At 54.3% G+C, this 10,612-nt stretch carries 12 protein-coding genes and 1 tRNA gene; 5 read left to right on the forward strand and 8 right to left on the reverse strand.

Going from position 1 to position 10,612, the window contains the following annotated elements; all coding sequences use genetic code 11:
- Positions 1-214: 214 nt before the first annotated feature.
- The 3 genes from AC14IB_RS01550 to AC14IB_RS01560 all read right to left on the reverse strand — a co-directional run bounded on the left by AC14IB_RS01550 (position 215) and on the right by AC14IB_RS01560 (position 2,020).
- A tRNA-Gly gene (locus tag AC14IB_RS01550) sits at positions 215-290 on the reverse strand.
- A gap of 60 nt (positions 291-350) precedes the next feature.
- Positions 351-752: a phasin family protein gene (locus AC14IB_RS01555; protein WP_068858560.1), complete on the reverse strand. Its 402-nt coding sequence runs from the start codon at positions 750-752 to the stop codon at positions 351-353.
- 38 nt (positions 753-790) lie between these two features.
- The gene (locus tag AC14IB_RS01560; protein WP_484230244.1) at positions 791-2,020 is read right to left on the reverse strand and encodes a DUF445 domain-containing protein; all 1,230 of its coding nucleotides are present in this window, start codon (positions 2,018-2,020) and stop codon (positions 791-793) included.
- 107 nt (positions 2,021-2,127) lie between these two features.
- On the opposite strand from AC14IB_RS01560, the gene AC14IB_RS01565 reads away from it, so the two are divergent.
- Positions 2,128-2,901 carry a hypothetical protein gene (locus tag AC14IB_RS01565; RefSeq protein WP_484230245.1) on the forward strand — a complete coding sequence of 258 codons (774 nt, stop codon included), beginning with the start codon at positions 2,128-2,130 and terminating at the stop codon, positions 2,899-2,901.
- A gap of 21 nt (positions 2,902-2,922) precedes the next feature.
- Here AC14IB_RS01565 and AC14IB_RS01570 read toward each other — a convergent pair whose 3' ends face one another.
- Positions 2,923-3,219, reverse strand: a complete 297-nt coding sequence (locus AC14IB_RS01570) for a hypothetical protein (protein ID WP_484230246.1) — start codon at positions 3,217-3,219, stop codon at positions 2,923-2,925.
- A 78-nt stretch (positions 3,220-3,297) separates the two neighbouring features.
- Between AC14IB_RS01570 and AC14IB_RS01575 the strand changes: the two genes are divergently transcribed.
- Positions 3,298-3,531 (forward strand): hypothetical protein, encoded by a 234-nt coding sequence (locus AC14IB_RS01575; protein WP_068858556.1) that lies wholly within the window; start codon positions 3,298-3,300, stop codon positions 3,529-3,531.
- A gap of 6 nt (positions 3,532-3,537) precedes the next feature.
- Here AC14IB_RS01575 and sixA read toward each other — a convergent pair whose 3' ends face one another.
- The 3 genes from sixA to htpG form a co-directional block, all read right to left on the reverse strand.
- Complete coding sequence (gene sixA, locus AC14IB_RS01580) at positions 3,538-4,062, reverse strand: phosphohistidine phosphatase SixA (protein WP_484230247.1); 525 nt, start codon at positions 4,060-4,062, stop codon at positions 3,538-3,540.
- A 2-nt stretch (positions 4,063-4,064) separates the two neighbouring features.
- Complete coding sequence (locus AC14IB_RS01585) at positions 4,065-5,093, reverse strand: NAD(P)H-dependent glycerol-3-phosphate dehydrogenase (protein ID WP_484230248.1); 1,029 nt, start codon at positions 5,091-5,093, stop codon at positions 4,065-4,067.
- Between the two features lie 120 nt (positions 5,094-5,213).
- Positions 5,214-7,121, reverse strand: coding sequence for a molecular chaperone HtpG (gene htpG, locus AC14IB_RS01590; RefSeq protein WP_484230249.1), 1,908 nt, complete (start codon positions 7,119-7,121; stop codon positions 5,214-5,216).
- 187 nt (positions 7,122-7,308) lie between these two features.
- Between htpG and AC14IB_RS01595 the strand changes: the two genes are divergently transcribed.
- The 3 genes from AC14IB_RS01595 to AC14IB_RS01605 all read left to right on the forward strand — a co-directional run bounded on the left by AC14IB_RS01595 (position 7,309) and on the right by AC14IB_RS01605 (position 10,134).
- A complete protein-coding gene (locus AC14IB_RS01595) occupies positions 7,309-7,788 on the forward strand; it encodes a DUF3015 family protein (protein ID WP_484230250.1) in 480 nt (159 codons plus the stop codon).
- Between the two features lie 44 nt (positions 7,789-7,832).
- Positions 7,833-9,584, forward strand: a complete 1,752-nt coding sequence (locus AC14IB_RS01600; protein WP_484230251.1) for an Lnb N-terminal periplasmic domain-containing protein — start codon at positions 7,833-7,835, stop codon at positions 9,582-9,584.
- 67 nt (positions 9,585-9,651) lie between these two features.
- Positions 9,652-10,134 (forward strand): FKBP-type peptidyl-prolyl cis-trans isomerase, encoded by a 483-nt coding sequence (locus AC14IB_RS01605; protein WP_484230252.1) that lies wholly within the window; start codon positions 9,652-9,654, stop codon positions 10,132-10,134.
- 46 nt (positions 10,135-10,180) lie between these two features.
- Here the strand turns inward: AC14IB_RS01605 and AC14IB_RS01610 are convergent.
- The coding region (locus AC14IB_RS01610) for a PEGA domain-containing protein (RefSeq protein WP_484230253.1) at positions 10,181-10,612 on the reverse strand (432 nt) is incomplete at its 5' end.

Here is a 10,612-nt window from a genome sequence, read left to right on the forward strand (position 1 = left end):
CCAGAGCAAGCCTATCGATCTCGCGGCAATTGGCGAGTTCAATACACGGATACGCTCATTAATTAACTTCTCATCCATGACGGCACCGCAGAACTATTCTCAGCTGGATGCATTGCGAGCCTTTCAATATGTCACTGGTCGCGAGCCAGGCCAGTAACAATATTGGTGAAAGCAAAAACCCCCGGGCCATTCGGCACCGGGGGTTTTTCGTATTTGGAGCGGGAAACGAGACTCGAACTCGCGACCCCGACCTTGGCAAGGTCGTGCTCTACCAACTGAGCTATTCCCGCTTATCTGTGGGGGCGCATTCTAGGCATCACTCCCAGCACTGTCAATACGCGAAAGCTAGCTTAACGCGACTTTTCCAATTGCTTGGCCAGTTGCTCAATGACACGCGTGAGTTGATCCATGCGGTCCGTTAAGACTTCAATATCTTTTTGCGAGGGAATGCCTAAGCGCGTTAGCGTACCGGTGAGACGCTCATCGATAGCTCTCTCGACTTTCTCGCGGGTATCCGACGCCTTTTCGATGACTTTTTCTTTCAAGTCATGCGCCGTGGAGTCGGTGATTTCCTTGGTTTTATGCTCTAACTCTTCGCCAATTTTGACCAAGTTATCGAACAGTTTCCCACCCTCTTCTTCTGCGCGTGAAAACGCCCCCAGACCTGCGAGCCAAATTTGTTGCGTGTATTTACGCAAGTCTTTACTCGGGGCAATTTTTAAACGACCACGAGCGGCTTTGCTGTCATTCATATCCACGCTACATCCTCACTCATCAAATCCGAAAAGGCTTAGTAAAAACCCATCAGCAATAATTGCACAAAGCCAGCGATAGCCCCAAGTGCGGCTCCTAGCATAATCAAAATCGACTCATCTTCCTTAAAAGCGGGGCGGAGTAATTGTTGAAATTCCGTATCGGTCATGGCGGCCATGCGTTGGCTGAGGATGCGCTGTATCACGCCCGATCGCTCGCGACTGAAGTGCATATCACTCACAGACTCCAACGACATCTCCAGTGCTTTATCAGCTACCCGCAACTTTAAGTTGGCATAGCCCTCGGCGCCCATGCTGATTTGAATCGCGGTACGCACCACACCCGACTCGAGCAACGGGCGTAAATGCCGCTTAATCATGGCCTTACTGCGATGCGCCTGGCCTCCGGCCATCACCTCTGTCATGAGGTTACTCAGGTTGATAATGTCGCGTGTGTAAAACTCGGCAAAGGTGTCGGCCACCGCTGATTTGCGCCGCATAAATAAACCATGCAAACAAAATGGACCTAACTTGATGGGCTCAACGGGTCGAAAAATCACATTCAAGGCCAACCAATTGGTCAGATAACCTACAGCGAAGCCAAAGACCGGCAAGACCCAATTTTCCGGATAAGCGAGATACACCAGCACTTGCATCAGACCAAACAGAAAGCCAAAACCCGCCCCGGAGTTCACCACAAACTTGAGTTCAACCCGACCGACCTGCTGAAATACCCGCACCACGAGGGATTTGTCTTCCTGCATGAGGCGCACGACCATGGCCTTCAAATCGATGAGCTGCTCGATGTTCTCTGCCATGTCATCGACAATGTTATCGAGGATCTCAGGCAGCTGGCGACGAGCCCGAGCATAGACACGATTGCGCACCATGATGGGCAAGTTTTCCCAGAGCACGGCATTGCGCTCCGTCATGATCTCGTCGATGTATTCTTCCAGACGCAAGCCCACGTTTTGACTGATATGCGCCGCAATTTTCTCGGGCTCTAACTCGCGAAATAGCTCAGACAGCGTAGCTAATTTGGCAAGGGAGTTATCCACCACAATGCCGGCCATTTTGCCGGCTTTCGAGGGAATGATGCCCTGCCAGCCCAAGTGCCAACGCTTAATGCCGACAAACTCGATGGGCGCAAAGGTCATTTTGATGGCCAGCCAGTTCGTCAGCCAACCAACAAAAGCAGCAACAAAAGGCATGCTGATGAGCAGCCAGAGGTCTTCACGCGTGCTGAGTTCAAGCCACCAATCGCTCATTGCCGTCCTTACCGATCTGAAAAATCAGCGCCATCAACAGCGCAGCTAAAATATGCCGGCGAGTATACACTTGCGCGGATTCGCCGAACCCGATAAAAGTCAGGCCCATGAGCTCACATTACACCGAAGAAAAAGAACACGCTCGCAAGCCGGCCCTCATTCAAGAATTAATGCTGGGCGGATTGGAAAGCCTGATCAATGCCTTTATAGACCTAGACGCTGATACACAGGCGCAATGTCGCTCGCGTGAAGGGTTGATTGTGCGCGTCAAAAGCGCAGACCCTTATGGCGTTTTCTATGTGCTATTCACCGACCACGGCATAGAGCTTTCCAGCCAAAGCCCGGGTATGGCCAAGGTTCGCGTGGGCGGCTCAGCCATCGCGATTGTCGGCGCCCTGCTCGGCGGCCAAGGCCTCGATAACGACCGCAAGATTCATGTCTGGGGCGATGAGGCTCAAGTCGTTTGGTTAAAGGACTTGCTGCGCGAATTTAATTTCCGCACGTCGGCGCAGCGCTGGTTGGGTGAGCATCTCAACCTCAACGAGATTCTGGCACGGCTTCGTCGCCACGACCCGAGCTGGCTGACAGACCTTATGCCCATGCCCAATCTCATGCGGGATGCTCAACTTCAGCTGAAGTTGCTGCGTGCCGACGTGGATGAGCAAGCGCAAACCCTGCGCGACAGTGTGCGTGACTTACATTATCAACGCCGCTGGGATGTGGCCTTAATGCTCATGCTGGTACTTAGTACCTGCGTTGTTTTTATTCCCGGCGACACCGTCAGTAGCAAGCTCGAGAGCCTGACGAGCTTGCATATTAGCTGGGTGGTCTTTGCCGCTACGCTGGTGTGTACTCGCTTTTGGCGACGCTCTCGCTACTAAGCCCCACGGCAGTCGACTGAACTAGTCTCGTTTCTTTCGGCTCAGCAAGGCTTGCAGGCTCTCACTGATCAAATCCGTGCCACTGCGGGTGGCCTTCCCACTTGAATCGCGCAAAGCCTCTTGCTGCGCGCTTTCCGACAAACTCTCTATGATGGCGCGCTTCACACGCACATCGACCGTGCGTGCAATGGACTCATGCAAGGCATCTAAGTGGTGCTCCCACAGCGGCGCACCGCTGCGTCTCAACCACCAGCGCACAATGGCTAAGGTCAAAATGCTCGACAAAATAGCTGTCCCCAGCATTTGCAATAAAATCATCTCGTACACACTCCTTGAAGGCACTTTACAAGCGCCATGAGGGCTAGGGTAAGATGCCGGCTCGCTCAGGAGCCCCGCATGATTACCATTGAAATTACCAACCTAGACGAACTCGTGCGGGAGCATCGAGGCTCGTTGTCGGCCCTATTTGGCAAGCTCGTCAAGGATGTTGAAGGTGAGGTAGAACGCATCTTAATCAACGAACTAAAGCGCGAGTTCGAGAAGCGCGGCATCCAAGCCAATATCTGCAGTATTGCTGGCATTAGCCTGCGTCAATTTGTGACCAGCAACCTACCCTCAACGAATCCCTAAGCTCGCTCAGTTATCGCCGAAGCGCGCAAGCATCGCGCGCAATTCTTGCAGTGCATTATTGCTTTCCGGTGGCACAAACTGCGCGACAACCGTGGCAATACCGGGCGCCATCACCTGCGCCTCCAGTACGCGAACCTCCGCCAATGCAAACGGCTCGCCGGTACTCAGCACACCTTCACTGAGCCATTGGCTGAGTGAAGCAATCAATGGCATATGGCTCACCACAATGAGTTCATCCACGCCTTCACGTAGCGCCAGAGACAGCACCTGCTCAGCACGCAGAATGTCGCCATCTGGCGCAAGCTCTTCGTGCGTTTCAAACTGCAATAAACCAAATGCTTGCTGCATCACAGACGCCGTTTGCTGAGCGCGCAACAAGGGACTCGCCAATAGCTGCACCGGACCCGAGACTTGCGTAGACAGCCAGTCCGCTACGAGCTGTGCCTGTGCCCAACCGAGCTCTGTCAACTCGCGCGCGGCATCCTCTTCGTGGGCAGCGGCTTCTGCATGGCGTATTAAATACAAGCGCATGCTTACTCCTCACCCGGCTTAGGCAGCACAAATTCAACATCGCTACTTTGGCTGGCCAGCATCATGGCCAGCACCACGTCATAGAGGCTGCGACCATTGAAAATAATTTCGTAAAGCCCGCTGACGAGGGGCATGCGAATACCCAACGCATCGGCACGATGCTTCACCATCTCGATAGTGTTTATGCCCTCGGCCGTTTGCTCCAGCTCTTCCACAATTTCCTGCAGCGTCTGACCCTGACCAATGGCGAAGCCGACCTGGAAATTACGACTCAGCGACGAGGAACAGGTCGCGATGAGATCGCCGACACCGGCAAGCCCCAGGAAGGTCAATGGATTTGCGCCCAAATGCACGGCAAAGCGACTCATCTCAGCGAGCGAGCGCGTCAGCAACATGGCTCGACTGTTTTCACCCAGCTTGTGTGCCGCTGCAATGCCAGAAGCCACGGCATAGATATTTTTCAGCGCGCCACTGAGCTCCACACCATAGACATCGGTATTAGAGAACACACGGAAATACGGGCATGACAACACGCCATGCACCGTATCGCGCAGCACTTCGTCATGACTGGCCACCACCGTGCCGGCGATTTGTTTCGACATGATTTCTTTGGCCAAATTCGGGCCGCTGATCACCCCAATACGTGACAGTCCAGTTTCTTCACGAAGGATCTCGCTCATCAAGGCAAAGCTGCCTTTCTCAATGCCTTTGGTGGTGCTCACCAGCATTTGCTCGGGCCGCAAGGAGGCTTTGGCGGCCTGCAATACCGAGCGGAACGCCTTGCTGGGAATGGAGACAAAAATCAGGTCGGCCTGCGCCACAGTCGCCAATAAGTCATCGCTAAACTGGAGTTCTGGGCAGAGCTGGAAGCCGGGTAAATAGCGTGTATTTTCGTGGCTCTCGCGCATATCGGCGAGTTGTTGAGGGTCACGCAGCCACAAGGTGGTGGGGTTGCCATTGCTGGCCGAGAGATTAGCGATAACGGTGCCGAAACTGCCGCCACCGAGCACCGCTACACGAACTTGAGTCATGAAAACATCCTGACAGAACGCCCCCATGAATCGGGGCAAGATGGCCGGATTATACCGACCGGCCCTGCCCCGCCAAGGAATTCTGTCGGACGATTTGGCAATAGACCCGACAGTTTTGCGTCAGACGCTTTGCAGGAGGCGCTGTACGCGTCGCACATACGCAGCAGGATCATCCAACTGTGCGCCCTCGGCTAAAGCCGCTTGGTCCAGTAAGACCAGTGCGAGGTCGCTGAAACGCGCTTCGTCCTTCTCCTCTGCCAGACGCTCGACCAAACGATGCGTCGGGTTAATTTCCAGAATCGGCTTCACGTCTGGCAGTTTCTGACCAGCGGCTTCCATGAGCTGACGCATTTGGAAACCGGGATCGAAAGCATCCAAGACCAAGCAAGTCGGCGACTCGCTAAGACGATTGGTGGTGCGCACTTCCTTAACACGATCCTTCAATGCCTTCTGTAAGCGCTCAACCACAGCCTCAGCTTGCTGGGTTTGCTCGGCACTGACTTCGGGCTCGGTGCTGTCGCCAGAGATCTTGCCGAGATCGACCTGACCCTTGCCGATGTGCTGGAACTTCTTACCGTCGAACTCGGTGAGATAGCTCATCATCCACTCGTCGATGCGATCGATCAGCAACAGCACCTCCACGCCTTTTTTGCGGAACAGCTCCAGATGCGGGCTCTGGCTGGCCGTGGTGTAGTTGTCGGCGGTGAGGAAATAGATCGTGTCCTGACCTTCCTTCATACGGCCCAGGTAGTCCGCCAGCGCCACGCTGGGTGTGCCTTCGCCAGTGGTGCTGGACGCAAAGCGCAGGAGCTTAGCGATCTTGTCCTTGTTGGCATGATCTTCGGCCAGACCTTCCTTCAGCACCTGACCGAAGATGGCGTAAAATTTGGCGTATTTTTCCGGTTCCTCGGCAAGCTTCGCAAGCATGTCCAACGAGCGCTTGGTCAGCGCCGATTTCATGCTGTCGATGATATCGGACGATTGCAGCAGCTCGCGCGACACGTTCAGCGGCAGGTCGTTGGAGTCCACCACGCCCTTGATGAAGCGCAGGTAGAGCGGCATAAACTGCTCGGCATCATCGCGGATGAACACGCGCTGCACATAGAGCTTGAGGCCGCGGGCGCCATCACGCTGATAGAGATCGAACGGCGCACGACCGGGGACATAGAGCAGCGAGGTGTATTCGAGCTTGCCCTCGACCTTATTGTGGCTCCAACTCAGGGCATCCTCGAAGTCGTGGGCGATGTGCTTGTAGAAGGTCTGGTATTCGTCGTCTTTCAGCTCGCTGCGCGGCCGTGTCCACAGCGCCTGCGCCTGATTCACACGTTCGAACTCGCCAACGTCACCTTCTTTCTCAGCTGGCTTGCGCAGGTACACCGGCAGCGCAATGTGCTCGGCATATTTATTGATGATGCTGCGTAAACGCCAGCCATCCGCAAACTCTTGCGAGGCTTCGCGCAGATGCAAAGTAATGGTGGTGCCACGCTGCTCATGGTGGATGGTTTCAATACTAAACTCACCCGTCCCCTCGGATTCCCAGCGCACGCCTTCTTCCGCTGGCGCTCCTGCACGACGCGTCTCCACCACCACGCGATCGGCGACCACGAACGACGAATAAAAGCCCACGCCAAATTGGCCAATCATTTGGCTGTCTTTTTTCTCATCACCACTGAGATTTTTCATGAATTCAGCCGTGCCCGAACGCGCGATAGTGCCCAGATTCTGCAGGACCTCTTCACGGCTCATGCCAATACCGTTATCGCGCAGCGTGATGGTTTTAGCGTCAGCGTTCACGTCCAGCCAGATACCCAGCTCAGGATCTTCTGCCAGCAAGCTGCCATTACTTAGCGCCTCGAAGCGCAGTTTGTCGGCGGCATCGGACGCATTCGACACCAGTTCGCGCAGAAAAATCTCCGGGTTGGAGTACAACGAATGAATCATCAGGTGCAGCAGCTTAGACACTTCGGTCTGGAAGCCGCGTGTTTCCTTTTGCGATGCCGTGGACGTGGTTTGTTCGGATGAGGTCATGAATTAGCTCCTGAAAAAAGACGCAATACAACGCTGCAATGCCCAAAGCACTGCCATGGGTTGTTAATGCGGTCTGTCACTGAGAATTCAAGGGCTGTTTATCTGCGCACTTTTAGACAAATGGTAGCTATGCAGACGCAGAGAAATGACTACACTCAAATTCCCCGAACTTAGAAGAGACAACACCATGAAAAAGTTCCTTGCCGTTGCCATTCTTGCTAGTGCGAGCAGCATGTCTTATGCCGATCCAGACGCCGGTTGCGGCGTAGGCTCGTCGATCTGGGCTGGTAACTCTGGTTTGTTACCAAAAGCATTAGCTTCGTTTACCAATGGCTTTTTCTTCCAAAGCGTTTCCATTACTGCCGGTGTGTTTGGCTGTAATAACAATGGCGTGGTGAGCTCTTCCGTTCGCATCACCATGTTTACCGGCTCCAACATCGACAAACTCGCTAGCGAAATGTCCGTTGGTCAAGGCGAAACGTTGAACACCTTAGCTGACCTGATGGGCGTGCCCAGCCAAGACAAGCCCGCGTTCTTTCAGGCCACTCGTGACAACTTCAGCACCATTTTTGCGGATGACAAAACCACGGCCGGCCAAGTCTTGAGCGCAATGAACAGCGTGCTCGCTAAAGACGCCGCACTGGCTGCTTACGTCGTTAAGGCCTAAGCGCGTTGCGGTTAGCAAAAGCCCTGCTTAGGCAGGGCTTTTTCTTGGCAAGCCTTTTGGGTGCGGGTCTGTTATCAGCCGCGCCTAGCTTGGAGCAACTGGCTGAAGATCCCTACTGGCTACGCTTGCTTCGAACGGAAGCCGAACAGCCACACGTCATGCTTGATACCACGCTAGCGGCATTCGCCAGCCAAGCGCCTCTGGGTAACCAACACGCCCTATGTTTGTACCCGGCCCGCGCACACTGGTTACGCGAGCAGCGACCCGACTTAGCCGCCCACTGGCCTTCCGTTTCCTGCCCCGAATATGAGAGTTGGCTACGCGACTTAAAGCCTGAGCGCGTGACGCTGGTCTATGCCAGTGACTTCGCAGGGAACCCATCCTCGCTGTTTGGACACACCTTGCTGCGCATCGACAGTGAACATCAGCAAAATGATTTATTAGCCTATGCCATCAATTTTTCCGCCAACAGCGGCGGCGTGGGCGGCCTGAGCTATGCCCTAGCGGGCATGACTGGACGCTTCCCCGGCAGTTTCTCGCTGCTGCCCTACTACGACAAGGTTCGCGAATATAACGACTTAGAAAGCAGGGATTTGTGGCAGTACGAGCTCAACTTAACGCCCGCTGAAGCAAAGCACATGGCCAGGGTGTACTGGGATTGGCGCCAACAAAAAACCGCATATTACTTTCTCCGCGAGAATTGCTCCTACGAACTCTTAGGTTTGCTCGACGCAACCCGACCTAGCCTCAACCTACAGGCTCGTTTTAAAGGTGCCGTCATCCCGACCGATACCGTGCGTGAGATTGTCAGCGCGGGCCTGGTGAAACAAGTGAGCTGGCGCGCCTCTGCCAACACGCGCCTGCAGACCCAGGTGTCACGCAACTCACAGGCGGTAAACCAAGCCGTAGTGGAGATGCTTAGCACACGAACGCTGGCTCCTTTGCAGACGCTTGCTCCTATTGAGCAGGCACAAGCCTTAGAGCTCGCACACGATGAGCAATACCGTCGCTTCAATCGCGATCAGCGCAGCGACTACGGCCCTTGGTTTCGACAACTGCTGATGGCGAGAAATCGCGTGCCAATTGCCGAGCAACGGCCGCAGCCACCCACACCCAATACACGGCCCGAGCAAAGCCATCGGACGGCCCGAGCCGGCGTGGGCTTTCAGCAGTCATCCCAGGGTGAAAGCGTCTTGCTGCACTACCGACCGGCCTATCACGATGTCTTGGACGACCCTGCCGGCTATCGCCCCGGTTCGCGCGTCAGTGTGTTGGAGACCACCCTACGGCTGGATGTCACGCCCACCGGAAAGCAGCGGTTAGGGCTAGAGCGTTTTACCTTACTCGCCGTGGATACCTTCACGCCCGTTGACGCTTTAGCCACCCCATTGAGCTGGACCGCTTTTTTAGGCGCAGAGCCAGTCCTCAGTGAGGGCGACAGACCACGTTGGCACACGCAAACAAGCTTTAATGCCAGCGCCGGCCTAACCACAGCACTTAACTCAACCAATTACTGTCATGGCCAGCTGGCGTGGGTCAACCGTTACGAGGCCGGTCATGGCTTGGATAGCCGTGTGGGGCCAAGGCTCGGCTGCTTTGGTCAATGGCCGGCACTCGCACTGCAATGGCAGGTGGATAGTCGCTACCTAGTAGGGGCTGGGTCCGTCAGTCATGAGACTGAGGTCGGTCTGCAATGGGGAATCAATCGGGATCATGCTCTGCGCTTGCAGTGGCAGCAAAGTGAACGAGATGCTCGTCGGGATCGACTCAGCCTGAGTTGGTTACGTTATTTCTGAAATGCGCCGAATCAGATAATATGCGCTACTCGGCACTTCAGCCGTTTCTTATTGAAAGGTTTTTAACATGCAAATCGCTCAAGACAGCGTCGCCCTGATCGACTACACCCTGACCAACGATGCCGGTGAAGTCATCGACAGCTCCAACGGCGGCGAACCGCTGGCTTACCTGCATGGTCACCACAACATCATTCCAGGCCTGGAAAAAGCCCTGCTCGGCAAAACCGTGGGCGACAGCCTGAAGGTCAGCATCGCACCCGCTGAAGGCTATGGCGAAGTGAACCCGTCGCTGGTTGAAAATGTGCCCAGCAACTTGTTCCAAGGTGTTGATCAAATTGAAGTTGGCATGCAGTTCCACGCTCAGACCGGCGGTGGCATGCAAGTTATCACCGTAACCGCAGTTGAAGGCGACACAGTCACTGTTGATGGCAACCATCCATTAGCAGGCCAAACACTGCACTTCGATGTGACCGTGAAAGAAGTTCGCGCCGCATCGCAAGAAGAATTAGATCACGGCCATGTGCATGGCGCCGGTGGTCATCACCACTGAGCCCTTGGCTTGATGATGTAAAAATGCCCCGATTTCGGGGCATTTTTTATCTTTTAGTCACGCTGTCTTTAGCTTCAAGATCGACTTGATAATTGAATTGGCTTGCCTTCATTAAGGTGCCAGTAGCAGCATCAACAATAAATCCAGGCCAGAAAAATATATTCAACAGCGACACACCGTTAAATTGATTTTGCAACAAGATGGACTGGGTGTGATGCCCATCACTTTTGACCTCAATACGAGGTGGGGTTAGCTGACGCTTGACCTGAAGGGTTACTGGCGTTTTCCCAACACGATTACCGTCCATAAAAACGGCTGAACCTTCAGGTACTGAGTTTATTGTTACAGGATCATGTGATGGCGAGAAAACAGTTGCACAACCCGAAACCAATAGGGTGACGGATACAACAATAGAAAATTTAAAACTCATAGCCTGCTCTTCCTTAAAGCCTTTATTAAAATAAGCCAGATCGGAAGA

It is taken from the genome of Perlucidibaca sp., from assembly GCF_057084925.1.

What these genes read in the sequence shown, in the direction of transcription:
- AC14IB_RS01585 (WP_484230248.1), bottom strand. Translation starts at nt 5,093, where the DNA reads ATGACTCAAGTTCGTGTAGCGGTGCTCGGTGGCGGCAGTTTCGGCACC.
- AC14IB_RS01565 (WP_484230245.1), top strand. Translation starts at nt 2,128, where the DNA reads ATGAGCTCACATTACACCGAAGAAAAAGAACACGCTCGCAAGCCGGCC.
- htpG (WP_484230249.1), bottom strand. Translation starts at nt 7,121, where the DNA reads ATGACCTCATCCGAACAAACCACGTCCACGGCATCGCAAAAGGAAACA.
- AC14IB_RS01570 (WP_484230246.1), bottom strand. Translation starts at nt 3,219, where the DNA reads ATGATTTTATTGCAAATGCTGGGGACAGCTATTTTGTCGAGCATTTTG.
- sixA (WP_484230247.1), bottom strand. Translation starts at nt 4,062, where the DNA reads ATGCGCTTGTATTTAATACGCCATGCAGAAGCCGCTGCCCACGAAGAG.
- AC14IB_RS01595 (WP_484230250.1), top strand. Translation starts at nt 7,309, where the DNA reads ATGAAAAAGTTCCTTGCCGTTGCCATTCTTGCTAGTGCGAGCAGCATG.
- AC14IB_RS01605 (WP_484230252.1), top strand. Translation starts at nt 9,652, where the DNA reads ATGCAAATCGCTCAAGACAGCGTCGCCCTGATCGACTACACCCTGACC.
- AC14IB_RS01555 (WP_068858560.1), bottom strand. Translation starts at nt 752, where the DNA reads ATGAATGACAGCAAAGCCGCTCGTGGTCGTTTAAAAATTGCCCCGAGT.
- AC14IB_RS01560 (WP_484230244.1), bottom strand. Translation starts at nt 2,020, where the DNA reads ATGAGCGATTGGTGGCTTGAACTCAGCACGCGTGAAGACCTCTGGCTG.
- AC14IB_RS01575 (WP_068858556.1), top strand. Translation starts at nt 3,298, where the DNA reads ATGATTACCATTGAAATTACCAACCTAGACGAACTCGTGCGGGAGCAT.